This window comes from Patescibacteria group bacterium (assembly GCA_020148145.1).
In the GTDB taxonomy this organism is placed as follows: domain Bacteria; phylum Patescibacteriota; class Minisyncoccia; order Minisyncoccales; family JAHCRE01; genus JAHCRE01.
In genome coordinates this window covers 18080-44167 of sequence record JAHCRE010000011.1, presented here as the reverse complement: position 1 = coordinate 44167, position 26088 = coordinate 18080, and the positions used below count along the sequence as shown (strand labels likewise).

General features: G+C 34.2%; 28 protein-coding genes. All 28 read right to left on the bottom strand.

Translation table 11 applies throughout. The features are described 5' to 3' along the window. Positions 1–232: 232 nt before the first annotated feature. Positions 233–670, bottom strand: coding sequence for a hypothetical protein (locus tag KJA15_01315; protein MBZ9571963.1), 438 nt, complete (start codon positions 668–670; stop codon positions 233–235). Between the two features lie 127 nt (positions 671–797). Beyond that, positions 798–1229: a RusA family crossover junction endodeoxyribonuclease gene (locus KJA15_01310; GenBank protein MBZ9571962.1), complete on the bottom strand. Its 432-nt coding sequence runs from the start codon at positions 1227–1229 to the stop codon at positions 798–800. Between the two features lie 386 nt (positions 1230–1615). Then, complete coding sequence (locus KJA15_01305; GenBank protein MBZ9571961.1) at positions 1616–2731, bottom strand: Fe-S oxidoreductase; 1116 nt, start codon at positions 2729–2731, stop codon at positions 1616–1618. Positions 2732–2749: 18 nt separating this feature from the next. Then, complete coding sequence (locus KJA15_01300; protein MBZ9571960.1) at positions 2750–3613, bottom strand: hypothetical protein; 864 nt, start codon at positions 3611–3613, stop codon at positions 2750–2752. A gap of 5 nt (positions 3614–3618) precedes the next feature. Continuing rightward, positions 3619–5169, bottom strand: a complete 1551-nt coding sequence (locus KJA15_01295; protein MBZ9571959.1) for an ATP-binding protein — start codon at positions 5167–5169, stop codon at positions 3619–3621. A gap of 111 nt (positions 5170–5280) precedes the next feature. After that, complete coding sequence (locus KJA15_01290; GenBank protein MBZ9571958.1) at positions 5281–5763, bottom strand: hypothetical protein; 483 nt, start codon at positions 5761–5763, stop codon at positions 5281–5283. An 86-nt stretch (positions 5764–5849) separates the two neighbouring features. Then, a complete protein-coding gene (locus KJA15_01285) occupies positions 5850–7349 on the bottom strand; it encodes a phosphatidylserine/phosphatidylglycerophosphate/cardiolipin synthase family protein (GenBank protein MBZ9571957.1) in 1500 nt (499 codons plus the stop codon). 12 nt (positions 7350–7361) lie between these two features. Continuing rightward, positions 7362–8522, bottom strand: a complete 1161-nt coding sequence (locus KJA15_01280; GenBank protein ID MBZ9571956.1) for a hypothetical protein — start codon at positions 8520–8522, stop codon at positions 7362–7364. Further along, positions 8503–8682 carry a helix-turn-helix domain-containing protein gene (locus tag KJA15_01275; GenBank protein ID MBZ9571955.1) on the bottom strand — a complete coding sequence of 60 codons (180 nt, stop codon included), beginning with the start codon at positions 8680–8682 and terminating at the stop codon, positions 8503–8505. The genes KJA15_01280 and KJA15_01275 overlap by 20 nt, the downstream gene beginning before the upstream one ends. A 364-nt stretch (positions 8683–9046) precedes the next feature. Next, entirely contained in the window at positions 9047–9466 is a 420-nt protein-coding gene (locus KJA15_01270) for a hypothetical protein (GenBank protein ID MBZ9571954.1), read from the bottom strand. A 90-nt stretch (positions 9467–9556) separates the two neighbouring features. Further along, positions 9557–9838, bottom strand: a complete 282-nt coding sequence (locus KJA15_01265) for a hypothetical protein (GenBank protein ID MBZ9571953.1) — start codon at positions 9836–9838, stop codon at positions 9557–9559. Between the two features lie 12 nt (positions 9839–9850). Further along, positions 9851–10204, bottom strand: a complete 354-nt coding sequence (locus tag KJA15_01260) for a hypothetical protein (protein MBZ9571952.1) — start codon at positions 10202–10204, stop codon at positions 9851–9853. Between the two features lie 149 nt (positions 10205–10353). Next, entirely contained in the window at positions 10354–10998 is a 645-nt protein-coding gene (locus KJA15_01255) for a hypothetical protein (protein ID MBZ9571951.1), read from the bottom strand. Between the two features lie 170 nt (positions 10999–11168). Then, positions 11169–11618, bottom strand: a complete 450-nt coding sequence (locus KJA15_01250) for a DUF1385 domain-containing protein (GenBank protein ID MBZ9571950.1) — start codon at positions 11616–11618, stop codon at positions 11169–11171. 13 nt (positions 11619–11631) lie between these two features. Next, on the bottom strand, positions 11632–11889 hold the full coding sequence (locus tag KJA15_01245) for a hypothetical protein (protein MBZ9571949.1): 258 nt from the start codon (positions 11887–11889) through the stop codon (positions 11632–11634). 394 nt (positions 11890–12283) lie between these two features. Further along, positions 12284–12628 (bottom strand): hypothetical protein, encoded by a 345-nt coding sequence (locus tag KJA15_01240; GenBank protein MBZ9571948.1) that lies wholly within the window; start codon positions 12626–12628, stop codon positions 12284–12286. A 311-nt stretch (positions 12629–12939) separates the two neighbouring features. Further along, positions 12940–14556 (bottom strand): glutamate--tRNA ligase, encoded by a 1617-nt coding sequence (locus KJA15_01235; protein ID MBZ9571947.1) that lies wholly within the window; start codon positions 14554–14556, stop codon positions 12940–12942. Between the two features lie 25 nt (positions 14557–14581). Then, positions 14582–15706: a UDP-N-acetylglucosamine--N-acetylmuramyl-(pentapeptide) pyrophosphoryl-undecaprenol N-acetylglucosamine transferase gene (locus KJA15_01230; protein ID MBZ9571946.1), complete on the bottom strand. Its 1125-nt coding sequence runs from the start codon at positions 15704–15706 to the stop codon at positions 14582–14584. Next, positions 15703–16812, bottom strand: a complete 1110-nt coding sequence (locus KJA15_01225) for a cell division protein FtsW (protein MBZ9571945.1) — start codon at positions 16810–16812, stop codon at positions 15703–15705. The genes KJA15_01230 and KJA15_01225 overlap by 4 nt, the downstream gene beginning before the upstream one ends. Continuing rightward, positions 16796–18166: a UDP-N-acetylmuramoyl-L-alanine--D-glutamate ligase gene (gene murD, locus KJA15_01220; protein ID MBZ9571944.1), complete on the bottom strand. Its 1371-nt coding sequence runs from the start codon at positions 18164–18166 to the stop codon at positions 16796–16798. Before murD ends, KJA15_01225 begins: the two co-directional genes overlap by 17 nt. A gap of 152 nt (positions 18167–18318) precedes the next feature. Next, complete coding sequence (locus KJA15_01215; GenBank protein MBZ9571943.1) at positions 18319–18456, bottom strand: hypothetical protein; 138 nt, start codon at positions 18454–18456, stop codon at positions 18319–18321. Positions 18457–18489: 33 nt separating this feature from the next. Then, positions 18490–19920: a hypothetical protein gene (locus KJA15_01210; protein ID MBZ9571942.1), complete on the bottom strand. Its 1431-nt coding sequence runs from the start codon at positions 19918–19920 to the stop codon at positions 18490–18492. Positions 19921–20060: 140 nt separating this feature from the next. Beyond that, on the bottom strand, positions 20061–20309 hold the full coding sequence (locus tag KJA15_01205) for a hypothetical protein (protein MBZ9571941.1): 249 nt from the start codon (positions 20307–20309) through the stop codon (positions 20061–20063). A gap of 323 nt (positions 20310–20632) precedes the next feature. Beyond that, on the bottom strand, positions 20633–21694 hold the full coding sequence (locus tag KJA15_01200) for a hypothetical protein (protein ID MBZ9571940.1): 1062 nt from the start codon (positions 21692–21694) through the stop codon (positions 20633–20635). A gap of 16 nt (positions 21695–21710) precedes the next feature. Then, on the bottom strand, positions 21711–22667 hold the full coding sequence (locus tag KJA15_01195) for a D-alanyl-D-alanine carboxypeptidase (protein MBZ9571939.1): 957 nt from the start codon (positions 22665–22667) through the stop codon (positions 21711–21713). Further along, entirely contained in the window at positions 22664–24016 is a 1353-nt protein-coding gene (gene aspS / locus KJA15_01190) for an aspartate--tRNA(Asn) ligase (protein ID MBZ9571938.1), read from the bottom strand. Before aspS ends, KJA15_01195 begins: the two co-directional genes overlap by 4 nt. 27 nt (positions 24017–24043) lie before the next feature. Beyond that, entirely contained in the window at positions 24044–24409 is a 366-nt protein-coding gene (locus KJA15_01185; GenBank protein MBZ9571937.1) for a response regulator, read from the bottom strand. Positions 24410–24482: 73 nt separating this feature from the next. Then, positions 24483–26084 (bottom strand): hypothetical protein, encoded by a 1602-nt coding sequence (locus KJA15_01180; GenBank protein ID MBZ9571936.1) that lies wholly within the window; start codon positions 26082–26084, stop codon positions 24483–24485. Positions 26085–26088 lie beyond the last annotated feature (4 nt).

Genomic DNA, 26088 nt, shown 5'->3' with positions numbered 1-26088 from the left:
ATATAAGAAAGAGCAGATTCTTGCGATATTTACTTAAATGTGCGCAAAATCTGCGTCAGGTTAAGCGGTACTTCTCTTCAGATATAAAGTGTCGCTTAACCTACATTGTGCGACCCTCTCTATATTCATAATAAATAGCCGAAGAGGCTATGTCAAGTGGAAGGCCTCTACTCCCCTACAGAGTTTATATATAAAAAAACGGGAGGAAAAAATATTGTGATTTTACCTCCCTTTAGTCTTTAGATATTGGGTCAAGGATTTCCTGAAGTTCTTTTCTCGTTTGTCTTCTCCAGGCTCTGTGAAATCTGAGTTGAATCCTTTCAAGGAACACATTGACTTCCTGAACACTAATTGAAGCTTTTGATTTAACATAGACGGCGACAGACCTATCTAAAACAAAGGATGTCAATCGTGGAAAAACAACAATAACTTCTCCACTCTTTCGCATTCTGGCAAATAAAGCGAAGTTCCAACGATAACGGTCTGTGGTAACGATAGCATAAGAAATTCTCTCTACATTTTCGATTTCTTTCAATGTATCTATGTCCTTTTGTCGGAGATGCTTTCGCACTACTGCCCTGAGTATTTTGTTTAGTTCTTTGATCTCTTCAGGAAAAATTGGTCCCTCGTATCCTTCAAGACTAGCTTCCTCAACTTGTTTTATACCCAACTATCTCCCTCCAATTTTGTGCTACCTACATTATATGCTAAATATAGACTTTGTCAATAATAAAAATAAAACCGCTACTTCCCTACCCTAACGGTTTTCTTTGTCTTACAAGGTGTATTGTGCGACATTAATCGTTCGTTCTTTTGCTAGCTTGTTTCCTGTGAAAGCAACTCTTCGAGCTTATACGTATCGCTAGATATTCTTTGTAATGAAGCAATGGTTTGAATATATCGAACACTTCTCGTTTTATACTCGTAACCTTATCGATCCGATGCGCCCTAGAACTCTGATCTTTGACCAATTTGTCATCTGGATAAACTAAACCCGTCAATGCATCCATTACATTCTTGGTAACATTATCCATATCGACGTTTCGATTTCCTCTGTAGAAATAGTCCATCTTAAGATTGATATCGTCACTGTAAAACATTTTTTTGATGACAGCTTTGGCGCATTCGCGTACTTTTTCCCGATATGTTTTAGCGTAACGAGATCGGAAAGAACGTGCTTTGTCCGGAACAATAATTAAATATTCAAGTGTTGGGGATGAAATAATCATACCTCCGCTAGAAAAATTTTATATTACACACTTTCTCACGAGGAAAGACTGTAAAATCAGCTTCTTTATGTATACATCTGATTTTTCTTTGTTTAAGTGGACCCATCAATGAGTCGTTATAAATATTATTAGCAAGAACAAGATAATCAGAAGAATCGATAAACAAAAACCCAGCTCTCCACACACCATCCTTGGTTAATACTTCGCATGTTCTTAAATTATTTCCTGTCGACCTTATCTTTCTACCTGACTTGCCCATAGTTTTATTTCTCAATTAATTCCCTGCCCCGTAAGAAATCTTCAATTTTTTCTAAGGAGTTATTTCTTGTCCTCCGGAACTCCCCAGAGTGCAGGAGGATTGTTAATTAATTGGTTCGGTAGCAGATTTAGTGGGACTTATTCATCCTTCTCTTTGCCCCCAATCTTTCCAGCTCTTTACTATAAAGACTAAAACCATGTCTTATCATAATATTCTGCTGCCTTACTTTTTTCCTGAAGAGCTTTATCTGCCTATCTGTCCATTTTGGATATATGAAATAATCCTTGTCTGTCTGCTTTTCTCTTGGATTGTAATTGTCAAAAATTTGATTCAGGGGCCTATACCTACAATCAGCTATCTGCACACCCCATCCCTTGCATTGCTTCAGCTTTTTCAGCATTTCATAATAATCCTGTTCGAAGTTATAAATCATAAAAACATAAATTTCTTTTGCAGGATAGCCCGCATCAACAAGCATATCAATCTGTTTTTTTATCATACGCCTTTGTGCATAACCGTGATCCCAAGCAATCCTTGGATTAAGGAATCTCGCTTGTTTTAATAATTTAGCCACTTCAGGAGTCAGAAGCCTTCCGTCAATACCGCATTGGCTTTCCGAATACACAACCCTGTCGTTGTGCTTGGCATTTTTCAATTCTTCAAGGATTTCCTTTATGTGCGGATTAGCCAAAAGGTTATTGTCATAAAATATTATCCTATTACTGCATACCTCATCTTTTATGCTCTTTTTATAAGTAAATTTCGGTTCGATTTTCCAAGTTCCGCAGAATTTGCACCTCCTAATACAGCCTCTTGAAGCATGGACAATTTGATAATCCACATCCACAAGATCATAAGCAGGCTTGAATTTCTCAACCTTGTTATCCACTCCAATAAATACTTCATCGCAACCTGATTTTCTGCAATGCTCTGGCATTAATGACGCGTAGATACCGCCTACTATTACTTTGGCCTTCGGATAGTTTTCTTTATAGAACTTTACACTCTCCCATACATAATTAAACCAATATGTAAAAAGCGAAGTTATTTTTACTTGATTGGGATAAAAATCAAAAAAATAATGGTCGCCCCTAACAAGCTTTATTTTATCACCTTTATCCCTATGATAACTCGCTAGCTTCAATAAGCCGATAGGCAAAAAATCCCTGTGGTTCTTACTTTTGGGTGGTATTGGGAAATTTGGTTCGACTAATAGGACTTTCATTTTGCCTCTTTTGTTCATATTTAAAAGTGTAATATATTATATTTTTAAATTTGGCGACCTCTTTTTTAAAACACTTACCATCCCCCTGGAAACTCCTTTTAGATCAAGATTTATTATATCAATTATTGTCTGCTTGCTCACTGCCTTTGTGGGAAATTTTCCTTCAGGTACTAACTTGAAAGCGAAATGTAACATGGGATTCTTTCTAAAACCTTCATAAAAGACAGGTGGGTAAGCATACACTTCAAATCCTACATTTTCAGCATTAGTTTTAATAAAATATGGTACGAATATTTTCTGTCTGTAAATCTCTTCCGCATCCTCATACCACTTAGTAATCTCTACTATTTGTTTTTTTGTTTTTTCATCCCAGCAGAATACTGACAACTCCTGTTTAATCTTTCTAAGCGTATCCACGATTGTATTCTTAGCATATCTGCTCTCCTTAAGATTAAAAGTTAGGAACAACAAAAAAGAATTCCCTCTCTGTTTAGAAATAAGAGAAGCTATAGCATTGACTCTTCTAAGTCCTCTATATAAAATGCCGCCGAAATAATCAAGAAATATAATATCATAAGGAAATATCAATTTATTATCGTACTTATCTTTCCCCTTTATCAAAATATCGTCTATATCTCCAAAAAGAATATCAATTTTACCATTTAAATTAAAACGAACAACATTTAATGCCAGCTCATGTCTTTGAACAAAATTATTTTCAACTGCCGTACATCTGTCTAAATAATCTCGCCATTCTAAAATATCTTTCAATTCTCCAGAAGGCATGCCGAGGTACGATAATTTAGCTTTCTTTTTCTTAAATTCTTTTTCTATCAACTCCTTATCTTCTTTTCTAACCCTATCTTTATTTTCGGTAGATTCATACTGTCTATGTTTCATAAATTTCATTTGTTCTTTTTTGAGAAAAAGGTCGTCAAGTTTTTCTGAAAAAGCCTTATCGCCTTTTCTAGTTCTTGCTGGTTACCAATAAAAAAATCTTTCAGAGTTCTGATAGCCACAGAATATACATCTTTAGCCTGAGCATTGAGATTGATTTTTCTTGTTATATCATACTCCCTACTTAATCTTTTGACACCTCCAAATTTCTTAAGCAACAATTCCCCTTGCTTAACGACTTTGTCTGCCAGAATTCTATTCTTCTTATTTTTTTTAGGAATATTCTTTTTTCTTTCTTTTATGCCTTTTATGACATTGTAAATCTGTGCGACTTTTTCCGCACCGAGGTCTTTTAAATAATGCTCCTGCTTCTGAAGGTCCTGTTTAACTTCTGAAATTAGGTTCTTTCCAACATCGACATAATGCAACGCCCTTCTTATTCCAGAACTTGCCCTAGCTATTCTGTTAATTTCCTTTGAAATCTGGACACCTTCATTATAAAATCTACTACGAGCTGATGTCTGCTCAAAATCATCTCTTTGTGCAGTTGGTAACATATTCTTATCACAAATGTAAATCTCCCCTATAAAGTAAAAAGCTAGATGGGTAGAAGTATCCCACAATGTTCGCCTAGGCAAATCATGGTCTCCAACTGCAAAATTTTTGTATCTATAAACCAAACCTGCTTTGTCAATAGGCTTTATCTGCCCCCTTTTTTTGTTTTCGCAATACCAGCAGTATCCTAATATTTTTGTTTTGTTTTTTTCCCAGACTACGATGTGTCTAGGATTGTTTAGGTTCGGAATGTAAGGCTTATAGATATTATCACCGTCTACAAAAATATTTACGCAGTTATAGTCATCAACTAATTTCTTAATTCCATCTTCGATTTCTTTTCCGTAAACAAAGTTTGGATCAAAAGGAACGGGTGTATTTTTCGAAATGTAGTCTTTTAGCTTATTTTTATCAAAAAGAATCTTCGAATCCTGCTTTATTCCATGAAGCTCTATAAATGTATAATGCTTGTCTGCCTTTTCGACATCGGAGCTTATGTTCGTATATTTTTCTATCAGTGTATTGAGGGGTATGTTCTGCTTACGTTTTTTTAAATCATCGATCTCTTTAAGCATTCTCTCGGCATCAAATTCCAGAGCGTATTTTTCTTTAACGCCATAAGGACTTGTTGTAACTATTAATTTTCTGGCCACTGAAATACCGGCTAGTTTCCCTATGCCCCTAAATCCAACAGCCTCGCCTATTTTTTTCCTTGAATATCCTACTTTCCTGTACTCGTTAAGCGTAACCCTATTCATGCCTGTTCCGTTGTCAAATATAAATATAGAGGGCTTTTTAACTGTTATTTTTACAATAACATTTGAGCCATTATGAGTATCTTTCCAATTAACTACTGCATCAAAAGCATTCTGAATATATTCTCTAATAACATGAAACTTGTTTGGGTATAGTCCTCCTGCTAAAGCTTTGATGATATATCCATAAGCAAATTCTTCTTTTGGTTCTATTACAACTTTGTCAGTTTTGTTAAATCTTTTCGCCATAATATTTTTTGTTATTTCTCAATTAATTCTTCGACCTTTTATGTTTTTGCTAAACCTCGCATAAATACCTTGCCCGACACTTAAGGATGTTCCAACACCATTTAAATCATCCTAGAAAGTGTGTTTTAAAAGTTTTCCTCCTTTATATATTTCAACTTTTGTTTCATCTCTTGTCCTTCCTAAAATGACATAAAAACCATAATCATAGCCAAATCGTATTCCTTTGGTTAAAATTTGTAATTTTTCTATATCCTTATTTTTCTTTCTATAATTCTTCCATTTCTTAACCTCAAAACAAATAAAATCGTTCCTATAATTACCGTCTCTTTTGGTGATAATGATGTCGATATAGTTTCCTTTCTCACTAGAGACTCTTTTTGGGCTAGTTCTTTGATTAAGATGGGATTTATTATATTCACAGTCGATAAAGTATCCTTTACCAAAACTTTGTTGTTCCAAATATATTGCAAATTTATGATTTATACATCTTTCACACAAATCTTTTTCGAATAGAAAATAATCAGTTTTGTATAATTGATCGAGAGCTGTTTTAATTTTATATTTTATCTTTTTTAATTTATTTTTTTCTTTCATAAGTAATCTCCCACTTTCAAAGTAGCTGGCTTTTTAATAAGTGTCAAACTGGATAAAAAAACAGCCCAGCGATGGGCTTTTTTGCCTTAGAAAATTGCATCAACGTTTATCTTGTAAAATTCTCCTTGCTTTACAATTAGATTACGTGAAACAAGAATGTCTAAGACGGGTTCTATTTCTGCTCGCTCTATAATTGGATCTAATTTCTCGGATAATTCATTGAAATCATGCTTCCTCTCACTTAGATAATTTAATATTAAAGCCATCAATACTTCTTTTTTTGAAATTATTCTCACATTAAAATTATTAGCTAGCTTAATGGTTAGTTTTAAAACATCTAATAAAAATTTCTCTTTGTTAATATCTACATTCAATTTCAGTTTAGCTAAAAATAGCTTAGCATCTGAACCCGATCTAATTTTGAACACATCCCTAAATAGTCTCCCAGCAACTGATGAATTTCTCTCAGCCATTTTATCAATAATTTTTTCCGATGCATTAAAAATTGCGTTATATTTCTGTCTTGCTTTCCTTATTATGTTGTGACCTCTACATATTAGTATTGTCTCTGTGTTCTCTCTCCAAAAATCTCCGGTTTTCTTAAATCCTAAATTTATTCTATTAAGATTTATTGAGGTTATAGCGATTAATTTATCTGTAATTACTAGTTTGGCATGTAAATCTTCTCTTGTTGTATTCATTTGTACGCCCGCTGCTAATAATTCTTTCATAAAAATTTGTATTCTATCAGAAAAATCCATGCTTCCAAATTCAGTTAATAACTTTATCTCTATATTTTTGAATCTAATTTTTTTTAAGAAATTAGGAAATTCTTTATCAGTGAAACTTTCAGAGGAAATATAAACGAATTTTTCGGCCTCATCAATAATCTTCATAAGAAAATTTCTTCCCCTACAATCAAATGGAGTTATATATAGTTTTTCTTCTATATTTACATCCTTAGGACATAATTCAGATGGATAATGTTGTATCCATGTTTTTTTATATACTTCGCTTATTCCCCTTGGAAGTGCAAAAACTTCTTTAGCTCTTGGGTGCTTTGTCTCCGATATTTTTTGTCTAATATTCCCTTCATAACCATTATTTTCAATTATGAATAACTCTTTTAGTTCCTCGAATTTATTATTAAATTCTTGAATCTTATCTTGCTCATTTCTGAAAATTAGGATTGCGTCTAGCTCAGGAGTTTGGATAAAATTTGCAGAAAGACTAATCGCTGCCTTATCCGTTACGATGAACTTTCCATGAAATAAATACCACCTTCCCACTGCTGTCGTGGTTCTTTCAGGGTCTCCAACATTCCATTTACAGAATAGAATATTACCCCCTCTAGATTTAAGCTTTTCTAGTCTCTCTGTTACATGTTCTCTTACGTTCTCGTGAATACTATCATAAGGTAATGTTATTATTTCTACTATTAACCCCTCCTTAATTTTTTTGAATAATTTATCAATAACTAAATCATTGTGGATTTGAAACATAGCTATTTTTATGTATTTTTCTGCTCGATCGAATTCATCTATAACCTCCTGAATTACTGATTTGCTAAAATCAAAAGTTTTCATAATAATCAAAATTTAAACTTTAAAAACATAAATAAACTCATTTTTAATTTGTTTAGAAAAAAATGTTTGGTTGCTTAAGCGTCTAACAAACCTATCAACTAATTTAAAACCAACTCTTTTAGCCGATTCTACGAGCTTCAAATGTTCTCGATTCCGCTTATCTTTACCTATAACAAGACCATAGTATCCTTTAAGAATTTTTGCGATTTCTTCTTGAACTTTTACCATGTCCTTTTGATAATGGTCATGACCATTCCTTCCAATTTCATCTTCCTCATCTATGTTCAGACCAAATAACTTAAATGAGAGCATGTGAAGTTTCTGATAATTTTGAGCTGACCAGTATGGTGGAGAAGTTATAACAAGATTACACGACTTTACGTGTTTACTTAACTCTCTAGCATCGCCCAGCTTAGGTTTACAAATTAAATTATGATTTATGTTCTTGTTAAACTCTAAAATTGCTTTTTTCATTCTTAAAACTTGCGATAATACTCTTGAATAAACCGGAATGTATCTTGTCCGATTGTTTACCCTTCTATAATAATGCTTTTTATCTATGTAAATCGGGCGAGATGGAAGCGTGGGAACATTGATATCCATACGGGCATTACTCATACCTTTTAATAAATCCGAAACCCCGACTTTTATAAAGTCCCGTACATGTTCGTCGTAAACTTTTGTTCGATTTAATATGTTTTTAATCTTGCCCGCTACGTCATTTCTAAACCACTCTTTACTGCCTTCAAATAGAAATGTGCCTTTCTCCCCTTGTCGAAAATCTGTCTTGGAAAGAGATTTTGTATTATTTGTTTTTCTATATTCTTTACGAGATGAAATCCAATGAATGAAATCATCTATTTCCTCTACAATTTTTTTGTTAACGACCATTGTTTTTACTTTAGTAATTTTAACTGCTAAAGGATTGGTATCTACACCGTAGGAATGACAACCAATCAATTTAGCAACTACCAAAGTAGTCCCACAGCCCATAAACGGATCGACCACGATATTATTTCGTTTTTGGGAGTACATTTTAATAAATTTTTCTGGAATTTGAGGTATAAATTTAGCTGTATAGTGATGAAAGAAATGAACCCCACCCTGTCTGATTCTTAAAGGTACCTCTGTAAAATCCCAGCCATCTCTTTTTTTAAATTTTCTTTTTGACATTTGAGTTTTCTTTTAAAAATTTTTCTAAATCCCCTTTCTTGATACGCCATTGGCCGATCTTAGAAGCTCTAAGTCGACCAGATTCAATATAACGCAAAATAGACCTCTCGCTGACCTTGAGATATTTAGCAACCTCTTTAATGGTTAAAAGATGATCCATGTTGTTTTATTTTAAGTTTTAAATTACTCCCTGTCAAATTTTGTCAATTTTTGTCAAGATCAAAATAAAATGTTGATAAATATTACCCCTTGCATCCCAGGGTATGCAATCGACTTTTTGAAAAAATTTGATTAAATTTGATTTTTTTCAAAGTGAAGCGCTTCGATTTAAGATAAAAGTAGTCAAAAATTTGATTAAAAAATCAAAAAATCAAAAGAAATGTCGCTTAATATGTCTTGTGAGACGCTCGGCCTAACAACACATGTTGCAAGACAATGTTAGAACCTGTTTGGAGGGAGTTAAAATAAAAAACGGGGTCAATCCTTTTTGGATAACCCCTTGCTGGAAATTTCAGGACGGTTGGTTATTTTACTGCTTGTTTAAGTCCTTCTTGTATTTTTCTTACAGAGTCGTAAAGCTTTTCGAGATCCTTATGCAGTGAACCGATGGAACCCCAGGTTGTTTGTCTTTCGACAAAGAGATAGGCTAAAATACTGGGGCTACATTTTCGGGCAAGCTCTTCAGGGTTAAGTTTTTGATCTGATTCAGGGAGTTCAATAATCGGTATCAGAAAGTTCTCGGAGACCTTAATAAGTCCGACAGGGGAACAACAGTCAACTATCCAGACACCTTCTTTTTCCTCTCTGCTCACTACTTTTCCTAAAGTATGCTTTGGAGAACTAACCGCCACAAGTACATTCTCTTTAATTTCCATTTCTTTCCCTCCATATTCAGTTGATATTTCATTATAATATATTAATTTTCCCTTTGTCAATATTATCAAAAAACCGCCAGTTCCTTACCCTAAGAATAAAAAATGGGGTCAATCCTTTTTGGAAAGCCCCTTAATGGAAATTCGTAGTTTTTTATACTTCTACGCTTTATGAAAGAAAATCTCTCTGATTCTTCGGTTTGCTTCTCTGAATTTCTCAAGGAAACGAGCGTTCGGACGGATATGAATCTCAGTAGTCTTCTCACCCTTGGCTACAAATTCTACCCCTTCTCGTATATCACCAAAGATTTCCCTGACTATTCTTTCGGCTTCAGCGAACTTTTCATCATTGTCCCCTTCTTTGAAAAGGTGAATCTTGGCAACTCTAGCTTTCTCTAGCCCATCTTCAATATTTACAACCTTGAGGCTGACTCTCATTTCCATCACCGATTTTGGCTAGAATTCTCCGAAAGAACCTGGCAACGGAAGTACCCAGACGAAACCGGTAATGCCGGAATACAGGATTCTTTTCACCCCTTCTTTGATAAGCGTTTGTCTTTCGTCAAGATTTTTCTTTCTTTCCGGGTAATCGTTAGCCAAGATTATGATTTCTATGTCTTTGCTATGAACATCGAACGGCCCAAAGGTTTCGAATTTTACTTCTATCTCATCTGAAGTCAATTCCCCATCAGTACCTGGTACGCTCAATGCTTCTGCTACTATTCCTGGTAGATTGTCAATGAGCTCCTTTATCACCGCTACATGTTTAGATACTTCTTGAAGCGTTATCCTTACCCAAACAAACAGCATTCATCTATCCCTCCTTAATTTGTGTTTATATTATAGCACACTAAATTTTTCTTTGTCAATAGCGTACCGAGCAAAATAAAAACTGCCCAGCAACGGGCTTTTTGAATAGAAAGAAAAAGGGGAAGTAGGAGAAATCTAAAGATTCTGTATTAGAGGGAACGAATTTCGACTCCCGTTCTTAAGTAAGCGACGGCAGTGATGTTTCGGACAATGTATTTTAATGCATCGATGGTGTAAACTTTTCCAGGAGTAACGACCTTGATGATTTGCGCAGAAAATCCTAACTCATTTAGCTTCGTGTGGGTATAGTGCATTATCTTTTGTGCTTCCTTAAATGCCTCAGGACGGTATAATGTTGCTCTCGCATATTCGTGATCTTCTTTTTCGTCAGACGTACGAATGTCAAGAAAGAATCCATCGACTTCTCGCCAATTAAAATTGAACCCCAAAGCCTTTGCTTCTCTCTTTATTGTGGCCTCGAACCATTTAGACATTTTTTCTAACGTATCTTTCCACAGCTTAGTAAAATATTTCTCGTAGGAAAGAAGACTGACAGAAGCGATTCCTTTTCGAATGTCAAAGGATATTTGCGCTCGTTCTGCTCGTTCTTGGAGAATTCCAGCCTCAATGAAAGTTTTTATCATCTTCCTTATATCATCAACCTTATCTTTCTTTTTAACTTCGAACATAAAACTTGCGAGCATTTTCTCAAACGCCTTTCTCACTTGCCTCACTTGTTCTTCTTCTCTCGTTTCACTTGTCTCACTTTTCTTACTTGTTACACTTGCACTCATACTTGATTTTCACCTCCTTTCACGTAGGTGAGCTATTTACCAAATTTTGATAGACAATTCACCTACGTGAACTTCCCCTTTTTTATATTTTTAAAAGAACAATTCCTTTTTTCAGCCCACAAGGTTTATGAGCTCGAAAAAAGAGGGAAAGTGGAGATTTTTTAAATTCGTCAAGTAAACAGATTGAGATATTCACGGCCTACCCTAAAGGCTTCTTCTAGTTTATCGTCCGAAGGTTCCTTTAGCCACATGTTTCTGCTTGCGCATCTACGATTACGCGATGGTGCTGCTCTTAGATTTTCTAATGTCAATCTTTCACCATTTTCTAGCAGGTATATGAGTTTATGCTCTGTCGCGTGCCATTCTTTGAAACTCCTGCCAATATAAGGCATAGGGGCCAGCAAACTATAAATTAACCAGTTTGAAAATAGTAAAAAAACAAAAGCAGTTAGTGTTAAAAATGTTAAAAACCATAATCCACTTATAATTCTGATAATCGCTAAATCAAGCAAGGAACCCCCGATGATAATAATGATACCCACTTGTATTCCGAGGAGTATTATCTTCCCTTTCCTATAATGTTTACTTCTTACTTTCCTTTCCCGTTTATCGCGAATCATGAATCCGAGAAAATTACTTCTCCCAACCGTTTTCCTCCGCAACTCTTTTCATCTCCCGCAGGCAAGAAGCTATTTTTATTAACTCCCTCTCTGCGAGAGATAAATTCTCTCCCTTCCCCATATTTGATTTTAAAGAACTAACTCCTTTTTCGAATCCACAACTATTTGCGGGCTCGAAAAAAGAGGGGAAAGGAGAATTGCTCACAATAACTCGAGTATCGCTTTTATCCCTTTTTCCTGTAGGAAGAATGCAAATATACAGATAAAGCATGCTACTAACGGTAGAGACGCTAGACCAAGGCCTGAGAATGCTATTAGAAACACTATCACCCCCGCGCTTGCTAGTATGATAATTACAAAGACTCCTCCCACAGCGAAGTATCTCAGTATTTTCTCCCACATTTTTCTCTTCATTTTTTCACTCTCCCGCAGGCAAAAAACCAGTTTTTGATTTCCTCTCTGCGGGAGATGAAATTCTTCCCTTCCCCATATTTTATTTTAAAGAACTATTTCACTTTATATTTTAATTATAGCAAATATACAAAATTTGTCAATAGCAAGCCGAGGCAAACAAAAACCGTTAGTCCCCTACCCTGCCCGCGGCAGGCAGGCCTAACGGTTATGCCCGCTAATTAAATGTCGCACAATATTATTCTATCCTAGTATTATCTATTTAATAATGCTCTGAATTTTTCTAAAATAACGTTTCCAATTTTTTGTATTCCTTCTTCTATTTTTCTAAAGAAAAAGGACCAGATTTTTTGCTCCCAGAGATTTTTCACCCCATCTAACATTTTTTTCCAGATTCCCAAAGCTTCCTGCCAAGCCCCTATTAAACCCTGCTTTAAACCCTGAAGTAAATCATCAAGCCTTTCCCCTATTGGTTTTTCATGCGTTACTACAACTTTTACGTCCTCAGTTTCCCTGGCCAATGAGAAAATAGGCAAAATTAAACTAGCCATTGACAAGATTATTACAATTTTATATAATAGATTATGTTTAGCGGACATAGTCTGCTAAATAAATAGCTCTTTGGAGGTGAAAAAAGTGACAGGAAAAGGGGTTTTAGAGACTTTAGAAAATATAGGAAGACTTAGATATATTAGAAGAACCAAGAAGACTCAAGGAGTCTTAGAGATCTTAGAAAACATAGGAAGGCTTAGAGATCTTAGAAGAACCAAGAAGACTCAGGGAGTCTTAAGGGACTTAGAGCAACTAGGAAGGCTTAGAGATCTTAGAAGAACCAGAAGCCCAATAAACTTTTTTGTAAAGCCAGATTCTGTTAAAAGAACTGGCCTTTTTTATTTCACCAATTTTCTGGTTATTTTACTAATTCTCTGGCCTCTTTTATTCTTTTTAAGACTTTCTCCCTCCCCAAAATCTCAGCAATTTCAAAAGGTCCGGCCGAAGCTTCTTTGCCAGTCAAGGCAACCCTAAAAGGCCATAAAATCTTTCCCTTATCCCCTATTTTCACGGCTTCTGGCATTAAAAACCTTTCTAAATTTTCTTTATTCCAATTCCCCCCTCTTATTTTAGACAATATCTTTCTTAATCTATCAAGACAAACTCTGACTTCTTTATTTATCATCTCAGGAGTTTGCTCTGTCAGAGGATGACGGAAGGGTAGCGTCCATTTCAAAAGATTCTTATCATATCCCAATTTTTCTTTAAAGAAAAAATCAGTTAATTCTGAAATTTCAGATAATTTTTTTAATCTTTCTTGATATATTGAAACAATTTTTTTTAAATAATCTAAATCTATAATCTCTCCTGTTTCTTTAATTTTAAACTTTTTTCCCTTAGTTTTAAAAAACCCTAATATTTTTCTATCGCCAGGACTTTGTTCTAACTCCTCAATCAATCTTGCTTCAATTAGATAAGGTAGACAAAGCTCAGTTAGTTTCTCAATCGATCTTTGGCGAATATAGAATCCATTTAAAAAATCTAACCTCTTAGTATTAAAAACTGCCCCTCCTTTTTGGACCCTTTCCATTGAAAACTCTTTTATTAGAGAAGCCGGGGAATAAATTTCTCTTTTCCCTCCGGGATTCCACCCCAAAAAGGCCATAAAATTAATTAAAGCCTCGGGTAAATAGCCGGCTTTTTTAAATTCTGCGATAGCAACTGCACCATGTCTTTTACTTAATTTAGTCCTGTCTGGGCCTAAAATCAAAGGTAAATGAGCATACTTGGGCTGAGGGAAGCCCAAGGCCTTTTGGATTAGAATTTGCTTGGGAGTGTTAGGAAGATGGTCTTCCCCTCTTATTACATGAGATACCTTCATTTCAAAATCATCAATGACACAGGCAAAATTATAAAGAGGAGTAAAAAGGTCTTTGGCAATGACAATATTTCCAATTAGGCCAGAATCAAATTCTACACGTCCCCTGATCATATCTTCAAAAACTACCTTTTTTGAGGGCATCTTGAATCTAATGACCGATTTTTTCCTCTCAGCTAAATATTTTTTTATTTCCTCTGAAGAAAGCTGGGAGCATTTTCCAGAATAGCGCGGAGGTTCACCAATTGACATTTGATACTGCCTCTGGGCTTCTAACTCCTCTTTTGAACAAAAACAACGATAAGCCATACCCTCATCTAATAATTTTTCCAGGTATTTTCTGTAAATCTCTGATCTTTCACTTTGTCTATAGGGTCCATAATCCCTAATATATTTTTTATTTTCTGTTGGTCCTTCATCCCACTCAATTCCTAGCCATTTTAAACTCTCCATAATATCTTTTTCATATTCGGTTTTGCATCTTTCAATGTCAGTGTCCTCAATTCTTAAAATAAAAACGCCCTGGTTTTTTTTAGCAAAGAGATAATTAAAAAGAGCAGTTCTGGCTGTACCAATATGTAGAAAACCAGTAGGGGCAGGAGCTATTCTTGTTCGAATTTCTCCCGGTTTAATAAATTTAAAATCAGAGGTTTCCATTTTCTATTTTAGTCTATCAAAATTTTTATTGGCTTAAATATTCTGAAATATATTCAGCAATTATTCTAGCTGCTCGGGGTTTAGAAAACTCTTTGGCTCGGCTTTTCATAATCTCCATTTCCTGGGGATGAGAAAATAGATATTTTATTCTTTCTAAGAAAAAATGGGGAGTGAAATTTATCTCCTCCATTACAAGGCAGGCCTTATTTTGAGCGAAGCAATAGGCATTTTTTAACTGATGATTCTGGGCAGCTTCAGAAAGGGGAATTAAAATGCTTGGTTTACCTAAAGCTGCAATCTCAAAAATACTTCCTGACCCTGCCCGACTAACAATTAAATCAGAAACTTTGTAAGCCTGTTTTAATTCTTCCTCTTTCAAAAATGGGAAAAGATTATAGTATTTTCTTGATCTCTCAGAAATTATAGCATTTACCTGGGCTTCCACCGCTTTAAAATTTCGCTCTCCACACTGATGAATTAACTCAAAATTTTTAAGGATTTCTGGCAAAATCAAAAGTATGACATCGTTGATTCTTTGAGCCCCCTGGGAACCCCCCAAAATTAAAATTATAGGTCGATCATAACTTAATCTAAAAATCTCTTTTGCTTTCTCTTTTTCTCCTTCCAAAATTTCTTTTCTAATTGGATTGCCAACCAAAATCATTCTTTTTGGAGAAAAATATTCGGTTCTAGGAAAAGAGATAAAGATTTCTAGAGCAAATCTACTTAAAGATCTATTAGCTAGGCCCGGTGAAATATCTGATTCATGTAAAAAAATTGGAATTTGCAAAATCGTGCCAGAAATTACTACCGGAATTGAACCAAACCCCCCTTTGCTAAATATTAAGTCAGGGTTTAAAAAGAAGTTGGAGAAAAATGCCTGAATAATTCCTATTGGAGTTTTGAAGAAAAGATCAATAAAGTTTAAAAAGAAACTTTTTATTCCTAAGTATCTTCTAATTTTCCCAGCCAAAATTGTTTTAACTTTTATTCCTTCATGGGAAAGTAAAATTGCCCCAAATTCATCTTTTGGACCCGTATAAAAGAGTTGGAGATCTTTCTTTGGATAAATTCTTCTTAGTTCTCTACAAATTGCAATTATTGGAAAAACATGACCACCGGTGCCTCCACCAGTGAAAAGTATTTTCATAAATGTTTTGATATATTTAATAGTACTCCTACTCCGATGAGTTCTGAAATTAAATGTGATCCACCGTAACTAATAAATGGTAAAGGAATGCCAGTTAAGGGCAGAATACCTACCATTGATCCAATATTAACAAAGGCTTGAATGATAATCCAGGAGCTAATTCCTAAAGCAGCTAATTGAGAAAATTTATCTTGAGCCTCTTTTGCAATTTTAAACCCTCGCCAGAAAAAAATCAAAAAAAGGGAAATTAGAATTAAACTTCCTATAAATCCTGTCTCTTCGGCAAAAATGGCAAAAATTGAATCTGACATTGAGCGAGGCAAAAAGCCTGCTTTAGACATTCCTAATCCAAGACCTGTTATTCCTCCTGACCCTACGGTAATTAAGGCTTGTTTTATTTGATAACCCATTCCCATCGGGTCAATTTCGGGGTTAAAAAAAACTGAAAGCCTCTCTGCTCGATAAGGAGCAATTTTTATTAAAACCAATAAGCCAGCTATCATAACCAAAATCATTAAAATGCTATGCCAAAGAGGCGTACCAGCTAAAAAATAAATTAGTATTCCTACCAAAACAATTACTCCCAAAGTGCTAATATCTGGTTGACGGATTAAAAGTAAACTCGTTAATCCCATTACTATTAAAAAGGCGACCAGAGTTTGGCTAAACTTTTTTGATTTTTTAGTTAAAGTTACTTTCTCAGTTTTACTACTTAACCAGCTGGCTAAATAAAGTATAAAAGTAAGTTTTAAAAACTCTGTTGGTTGTAGAGAAATAGGTCCTAAATTTATCCATCTAGCTGCTCCCCCAAGAGAAACTCCAATTTTAGGTAAAAAAACCATCCCCAAAACCCCAAGATTAATTAAAAACAAAACCGGAACCCTTTTTTTTAAAAAATTTAGAGGAATTTTCAAAAAAACAATTGCTAAAATTACCCCCGGTAAAATTCCAAGAAGAACCTGGTGTTTTAGATAATAAAGAGTTTGACCAAATCTTTCTTGAGAGACAGAGGCTGAGACACTGGATATTATCAAGACCCCTAACACTAAGAGCGAAACTGTTATCCCAACTAAAGCATAATCTAAATGACTAGGGTTTCTTGGCATATTTCTTTACATATTTCTTGAATAAATTACCTCTTTCTTTATAATCTCGAAAAATACCAAAACTCGGGGAGGCACAAGATAAAAGGCAGATTTTTCCCCCGCTCGTGTATTGATAGGCTAATTTTACTGTTTCTCTCATATTGTTGACTAAGAAATATTTAGGTGCTAGTCTACCTTTTTTCTGTTGAAGGATGTTATTCCATATTCTCTCTCCGGTAGTTGGAAAAGATATTACAGTTTTGATTTTACTATTTAGAATTTTCTTTACTAACTTCTTAAAATCCTGATTTCTCTCAAACCCTCCAAGGATAATTGTTTGAATATTTTCCCCCAAAGCCTCCATTGCCAAAATTGTAGTCTCAGGAATTGTTGACAGAGAATCGTTATAAAATTTTATATCTTTAAATTTGCCAATAAATTCTAATCTGTGAGGCAGGGGTTTGAATTTCTTAATTGCCAAAGCAATATCTCTTGATGAAATTCCAAAAATCTTTCCGATTTCAATTGTTGCTGCCACATTTTGGAGATTGAATTTGCCTTTCAAAGGAATATCTTTGATTTTAATAATTTTTTCAATACTTTTCGTATTGATTGGAACTTTTTTAGCCTTTGACTTTTTAGCAATTTCTCTGACAATTTTGTCTCGCGAATTAAAAATTAAATAATCTTTTTTTGTCTGATAGCGAGTTACATTGGCTTTAGCTGAAATATATTCTTTAAAATCCTTGTAATAATCTAAATGCTCAGGATATAAATTTAAAAATACGGCAAAACCTGGGCTTTTTTTAAGATTTAACAATTGATGGCTGGATAATTCGTAAACATAAACATCCTTTTTGGTAGCTGAAAATAAGAGTTGCAAGACCGGCTTTCCAATGTTTCCAACTAAATGAACTTTTAGCCCCCGCCCGAGGGGCGAGGTTCGCTTCTTTGAGGCGACCCCTTTTTTTAATATTTGATAAATCAAAGAGGCAGTTGTGCTTTTCCCCTTTGTTCCGGTAATTCCTATGATTTTTCCTGGGCAATTTTCAAAGAAAATTTCAGTCTGAGAGGTAATTTTTTGTCCCTTTTTTAAAAAGGACAATATTTCTTTTGGTGGAATTCCCGGTGATTTAATTATAAGATCATAATTCTTAAGAGATTTTAGATAATTTTTGCCTAAATGAAGTTTAACCTTTTTATCCGGCTTAATCACTTTCTTTGCTCGATTACTTAATTCGCTTAATTTTAACCTGTCCCCTACCCCAAAAACTTTCTTTGGAAACAATTTCCTCAAAAATCTAAAATTATCTATCCCCTCTCTTCCAAAGCCTAAAATCAATACTCTTTTGTTTTTTAATTCATTCAAAATCATTTTTATCCCCTATCTAATTATAAAATACCATAAATTTTAGTGAAAATAAACACTATTTTAAAAATATAAAAAAAGTCTCTAGTAGGATATCCCTGAAAAAAAATAGGATTTCCACTAGAGACTAAAGGAGATAGGAGACAACCTTAGAAAGATCAGCGTCCAAAGTTTCTTAGGCCGTCTCTTTCTTTTTTGTTTCTTATTGGAGCTACTGTTCCCCCATTCACTCTATGGGTGCTATTTCTCAATAGTTCCTTCATTTTCTTGTCAATGACCACTATACTACTTTTCATTGTTACACCTCCGCCGTTTTATTTATATCTATATTATAGCAAATCATCAAAATTTGTCAAGAAATAACCCATAATTTCGGGGTTTTTTAATATTTTTTCGAATTCTTTTGGTAAATTGTGTTGATTTGACCAGGAATTCATTATTTTTTTTGATTCTCTTTTAAGGTTTAGATGTCTTGGTAAGATATTTTTTTCAAAATATTTTAAAAGAAAAAACCTCTTCCCTACCCTATTTTTCTTCCAACTCAAATAAAAGGCAACCAGGCTTTCTTTTTTTGTTCCAACACATTCAAAAGGCTTGAATTTTCTTAAGTCTGTTAATTCTAACATTGTTGGCAAAAAAGAAATTTTTTCAAAGATATTCTCTCCAAAAATTTTAACCAATCGGTATTTTCCTAAAAATGGATATAAACTTGTAAAAATAAATAGGCATTTTGGGCATTTTTTGCACCACCCCTTTAAAGGTTTTTTTGTCCCGGAATAAGTTTTAAAAGCTTCATTACAACTCATAAAAGAAGAGAAATATTTAGGATATTTGCTGAATAATTTAGAAATTTGAATTTCGTAAAGTGGTCTTAAAAAACTAAAGTATTCAACATTTTTGGCTAAGTATTTTTTTGAATAATCTCGAAATTTTCTCTCAAAATTGAAACTTTTTGAATACTGATGGTTAATTACTTTCCCTAAATATCTTAAATTCCCTTCGTTTGAACTTCTCTCATTTGAAAAAGCAATATGTTTTTGATCGAAAATCACTGCACAAAGAACGCTTAAAAAGGCTAAATAGGCAGAAAAAGGGGTATGACCATTTAAAAATCCTTGGCGATTCAATTCAAATAACTTTTTATCAATTTCTCTTCGAACAATAATTGGCTTTTTACAGCCGGCGATTCTCATTATCTTTCTTGAGGCCTTTGTTGGATTAAGAGAAAAACAGGTAATATTTTTTCTCGCCTTTTTCAAAATTTCCAAAGTAACAATTGAATCTTTCCCTCCCCCAATTGGAACCAAAACCCGATTTCTTAACTCTCCGTGACAAAGCTTCCAGAGGCCCGTCCTCTGTAAATTTGTTATTTTGAGGAAGTTTGGTTTTCGAAAATTAATTTTGTTTTCATAAAAAAACTGGCCCATGCCGTTTAAGATTAAATCTTTCCACCATTTAATTTGTTTTTTATCTAAAGGGCCAGCTAAAATTTTAATTTCAGGTGAACAGGTTGCTTTCCAATAACTCAAGGTTTCAATTAAACCTAAATTAAAGATTAAATTGTTCAATACCCCATCTCCTATTTTTTTAATTCTATTTTTATCAACATTTTCTATGATTATTTTCGGTTTAAAGGAGATATCAGGTGTAATTTTAAAATCAAAAGAGATGTATAAGTTTTTATTCAAGATTCTCCAAGAATACTTATTAAAAACAAATCTTGGATATTTTTTTCTTAAAATAAGATATTTCTTTGGCATCTTATAATATTTTAACAAAATTTTCTTAAAATAAAAAACGGGGTCAATCCTTATTTTGGATAACCCCTTTTTGGGAATTTAAGGTGGTGGTTTCGATGTTTTTAAGGATTTTTGAAGAATTTTCAATTTAAGTAAATGTTCTAGCAAAACGCCCTAGCAAGTATGCCCCATTGATATTTTTCAAGAATTTCTTTAATAGGAAGCTCTCGCTCCGATTCTGGAATATCCAAGAGCGGCTTTAATTGAGCCTTACTAAGAACATCCCGAACATCAGTTCCAAGAGGAGAACAGCATCGTAGCACCCACTCTCCTCCTCCTTTTTCTTCTACGACAATTCCGAAAGTTTTGTGATATCTGTTCACCACCAACGTTCCTACTTTAAGTTCCATTCCATTTCCCCCATTTTTACTATTTCGATTATAGCAAATTTAAAAACTTTGTCAATAGTGCGATTTCTACGATCGTAGAAAATATACTACGGTTCAAGCTCAGCCCAAAAGTCTAATAGCTATTCCTATAATTGCCATTACAATGGCAATTACCCAAAATCGTCGCTCCGCTCTCTCGCGCTTCGCTCGAGCGCCCCCTTTGGGGCTTCGCTCCGCTCCTTGAAACCTTGCGGTTTCAATACTTCCACCTCGGGGGAACACCCAGTTCCCCTATCGCCCCTCTCCGATTTTGGGTTATTTTTCTTTTGTGACGGTTTTACATATTATCCAAGCAATCTGATAGCTATTCCTATAATTGCCATTACAATTCCGATAACCCAAAATCGCATTGTGACTTTGTAGTGGGGCCAGTCTTTGGCTTCAAAGTGATGATGGATTGGGGCAGCTAAAAATAGTTTTTTCTTGCGAAATTTCTTGGAAAGGAGCTGTAAAATTACTGATCCCGATTCAATGACTAATAAAAATCCAATTATTGGCAAAACCAACACTGAATCAGTTAAAAAGGCAATAACGGTTAAAGTGGCACAAAGTCCTAAAATTCCTGTTTCTCCCATATAAAATCTGGCCGGCGGAATATTAAACCACAAAAAAGCCAAGATTGTTCCCAAAATTACAGCCGAGAAGGCAGCTAAATCAATCTGGCCTAAAAATAGGGCAATTGCTGAGTAGGCTCCAAAAATCGTGGCAAAAATTCCACCGGCTAAACCATCTAGCCCATCAATTACTCCTCCTGAATAAGTTGCCATCATCACCAAAATGAAAAAAGGTATGTACCAGATTCCAATTTTAAAATCCCCTATTCCCGGAATATGCAGAGTTGTCCAGTCAAGTTTTGAATAAAACCACCAGGCACCAATCAGACCAATTAAGAAAACCAAAATAAGGCGGGTTTTAAGGCTCAATCCCCCACCAACATATTTCCCTTTGCCAAAAACCTGTAAAATATCATCAACCAGCCCTAACAGAGAAGCTGCAACTAAGGTAAATAGAGGCAACCAAGTTTGTCCTCGGCTTAAAAAATTTAGTTTTTTAAGCCACCAAATGTCAGTAAATTTTGAGATTATGAAAAATAAAAAAATTAAAATCAGAGTTGTTACCCAGATAAGTAAGCCTCCAAATCTCGGAATACTAATTTCTTCTTTTCCATGAAATTTTTTAAAAAAGGGTACCTCTCCCCTATCAATGGCCCTTTCCCTTACTGATTTTCGCCAAAGTTTATATTTATATAAAAAATGGGTTAAAATCGGTGTAAGTAAAAATGCTAAAATAAATCCAGCTGCTCCCAGAGTAAAAATTTTAATAACATTAATAGCTAATTCCGGCATAATTTCAGTTTGTAGTTTATAGTTTGTAGTTTGTGATTATCCAATCAACCAGTTTTTTCATTTCTTCAAATCTATTTTCTGACCCCAAAATCACATTTATTAAGAACTCTTCTTTTTCTGGAACTTTTAAAACTAACAGGAAGCAATCTTTGGCTTCAGGGGTATAGCCAGTTTTGCCCCCAACTATTTCCAGGTCATTTCCCCACTCTCTTAAAAATTCGTTAGTATTTAAAAGTTTATGGTGGAAAATGTTCTCTGGAGAGTAAAGATTGAATTCAGGGAGAGCCAGAATTTCCCAGATTAAAGGTTTTTGGAGTAAAAACTGAGTAAATTTCACTAAATCTGTAGCGGTTGAATAGTTGTTGGGATCGAGGCCAATGGAATCTGAAAAATGAGTATTTTTTAAAAGTAAATTTTCTGCCTCCAAATTCATTAATTCAACAAAGGCAGGTTGGCCAATTACCTCAGATAAGGCATAAGCCGCATCATTACTCGATTCTATTAGTAAAAGATAAAGAAGATCTTTTACCGTAAGAATTTCTCCCACTTTCAATTTTCCAAATTCCTCTTCTTGGAAAACTGTCTCTTTGGAGATTTTAACAGCCTGGGAAAGATCATAGTATTCTAAAACAACATTGGCAGTCATTAATTTGGTTAGGCTGGCAATTGGTAATCTTTTTTCAATTTCTTTTTTAAAAAGAATTTCTTTTTGATTATCTGGCCCAATCCAGGTAGAAATTACTGATTCTGCCTGGGCCTGGAATTCCTCAACTTCCCCCTCTTTAATTTCAAAAGATTTTGAATTTCTTTTGATTTCAGATAGATTTATTTTTGCAGTTAATATTTGGGGATTTTTTGAAATTTCATGCCAAAAGAAAAAATCTTCTAAGCTTTTTTCTAAAAGATTTATTTCCCAAAAAAAAGGAAGACTAATCAAAAAAGCAATTAAAAAATATTTTAGATTTTTCCTCATTTCTTTTTTTTCTTTTTCCTCCTTGGTTGTAAGGTAGAGAGTTTTTGGTCAATTCTTCCCATGTCCCGAGGGAAGAAACTGGCTTCCCGGACATTTCTTAATCCTAAAACTTGTTTTGTTATTCTTTCAACCCCTAGGGCAAAACCTCCTTCAGGTGGCATTCCATATTTGAAGGCCTGCAAATAATATTTAAAATCTTTTATTTTTAAGCCAAATTTTCTTATATTTTTTAAGAGTTTTTTATATTGGTGAATTCTCTGGCCACCGGTAACTATTTCTAATCCTCTATAAAGGAGGTCGAAACTTAAAGTATATTTTGGATTTTTAGGGTCAGGATAGGTATAAAATGGTCGTTTTTCAACTGGGAAATGGGTAATAAAAACTAATTCAGAGTTCTTTTTTTCTTTTGCCCAGCGGCAAATTTCCCTTTCGTCTTCTGGTTCTAAATCTGGTTCTTTTCGGTTATCTCTTTTGGTTCTTTTAAAAATAATTTTTTGAGCCTCTCGCAATTTTAGGCGAGGGATTTTTGGATTTAATTTGGGAATGTTTTGACCAAAAATCTCAAACTCTTTTTTGCAGTTTTTCTTAAGGTCGGAAAAAATATTGTAAATTAAAACCTGGCAGGCATCCATTAACTCTTCCCAGGAATCAATAAAGCCCATTTCTATATCTAAACTGGTGTATTCACAAAGATGGCGGGTAGTAATACTGGGCTCAGCCCGGTAGACTCCGGTAACAGTAAAAACTCGCTCTAAAACCCCAACTAAAATCTGTTTATAAAGCTGAGGGCTTTGAGCAAGATAGGCATCATAATTAAAGTAATCGATATGAAAAACCTCAGCCCCTCCTTCAGTAGCAACCGGAACAATAGTTGGGGCCTGAAATTCAAAAAAGCCCAGAGCTTTCATATTTTTTCTAAAACTTTCAATAATTTCTTCTCGAATCTTGAAAATGGCTTTAATTTTTGGATGACGCAAGGTTAGGGGTCGATAATCCAAAAGGGTTGGTAAGCTTACAGTTAATTCTTGATCTTTTAAGTCAAAAGGAGTGGGGGCTGCCTCAGCTAAAATTTCAATTTTTGAGGCCGAAACTTCTATTTTCCCAGTTTCCAATTTAGGATTTATCATCTTAATTGGTCTTTTTTTTACTTTTCCCTCTACTGCTAAGACATATTCATCTTTTACATCTTTAACCAACTTTGGAGAGCAAACTACCTGCAAAATTCCTGATTTATCTCTTAAATCTAAAAAAACTATGCCTCCATGGTCTCTTCTCTTCTGGACCCATCCACAAATTTTCACTTCCTTCCCAATATACTTTACCGTCTCTATGTTGAAAATTCTTCGCATCTTAATTTTGTTTATATGTTTGGATGTTTACATGAGATACTCTTTTATTTTTTCGACAAATTCCTGAGGGGTGAAATTGGTTTTGATAAAATAGGCTTTAACCCCAAGTCTCAGGGCTTCTTTTTTTGTTCCTGGGTCATCATAATTCGAAAAGGCAACAACTGGAATAGAAGAAACTTCAGGGTCACCTTTTAGTTTTTCGAGAAAGAAAACTCCATTTTCCTTGGGTAGTAAAATGTCTAAAATTATTAAATCTGGCTTTTCTTTTTTAGCTAATTTCATACCTTCCCTGGCATCAAAAGCAATGCTTATTTTATAGCCTGACTGAGTAAATTTATCTTTGTACATATCGGCTAAAATTTTTTCGTCTTCAATTAAAAGTATTTTTTTCATATTAATTTATTATTAATTATATTTTATTAATTATATTTTATTTTGACCATTTTTAAAATTTATTAAATAGAAACTATCTTACCGGCAATTCAATATAAAATGTACTTCCTTTTCCTTTACCCTCGCTTTCTACCCAAACCTTTCCCTTGTGCATTTCAACAAATTTCTTGGATATATAAAGACCAAGGCCTGCCCCTCCTGTCCAGAACTGAACCCCTGCCTTTCCCCTAACAAAACTTTCAAAAAGGAGCTCTGACTCTTCCTTTGTTAACCCTACTCCAGTATCTTCTACAGTAATCCTGAGATTTGAGTTTTGGCTCTTGAGATTTATTTTTATTCCTCCTTTTTCAGTATACTTAATGGCATTGTCAATTACATTCAGAATAACCTGCCTGATTTTATCTCTATCTATTGAAATTTTTGGCAAAGATATTTTTGGTTTTTCCCATTTCAAATAAAGTTTTTTCTCTTTTGCCTTAGTCTTTAATTCTCCAACTATACTTGAAATTATATCTTCTAAAGAAACTTTCTCAAATTTCATTTCCAGTCTCCCAGATTCAATCCTGGAAACGCTTAATAAGTCATTAACTAGCCTTGTTAATCTCTTATTTGATTCATAGACATTTTTTAAAGGCTTTTCAATTTTCCCTGGAATTTTTCCATAGGCTTTCTCAAGAACCATTGAAATATAACCTTTGATAGCTGTTAAAGGAGTTCTCAACTGATGGGAAGCAATAGAAATAAACTCTGCTCTCGCCTTATCTAATCTCTCAAGCTCAACATTTGCCACCTCCAGTTGTGCTCTCAATTCAATTTCCCTTAAAATACTCTTGATTAAAAAGTAACCCACAACACCAAATAAACCCAAGAGGACAAATCCAAAAATCTTCAACCCGAGAGTTTCGGCGGCAAAAGCCTGGACTAATAGGATCAGAGCAATTACTCCAACCAAGAGTTCGGTTAAAATAACTCTAATGTCCATAAGATGATATTTAATCACAGCATAACTAAGAGGTATTGGGAATGGTATGAAGATAGCTAAAAATATAAATATTCCTAATATACTAAAATAACCAAATGGATTAACGCCATACATTAAAGGAAAATTTACTGCACCTGCGCCAAACCCCATTAATGACCCTAAAATGACATATTTTATCTGGTTTTTTCTATCTCCAGTAGTTTTAATAAAATATTTTAATAAAAGGTATAACCCATAAAACACAAAAGTAAAATATCCAAATATTAAATACCACTTATATAAAGAACCTGCGGTAGGCCAATATGGAAAAAACAAGATAGGATGCACGCCTTTAATATATAACGAGGTCCAGCTAAAGATAGTAAATACAAATGTTACCACATACCCCAATATAATAATTTTTTTCTTTTCTTTAGTAATTCCCAGAACAGACAATACCCAATGAAAATAAAAAATTGGGATAAAGATAGCACCGAGATTAAGTAAACGAGCAAGGAAGTAAGCAAGGCCTACATTTTCGTTAACTAATAACATCATCGCGACCCAAGCATAACACCAAACAGCAAAAGCTAAAGATAAAAACCCATAAAGAATATTAGGTAAAGCCTTCTTATTTCTAAAATAAACCATACACCCAAAAAACGTGTTTACAGCTCCAGCTATTAAAACTCCTATGGCATAAAAGTATAACATTGAT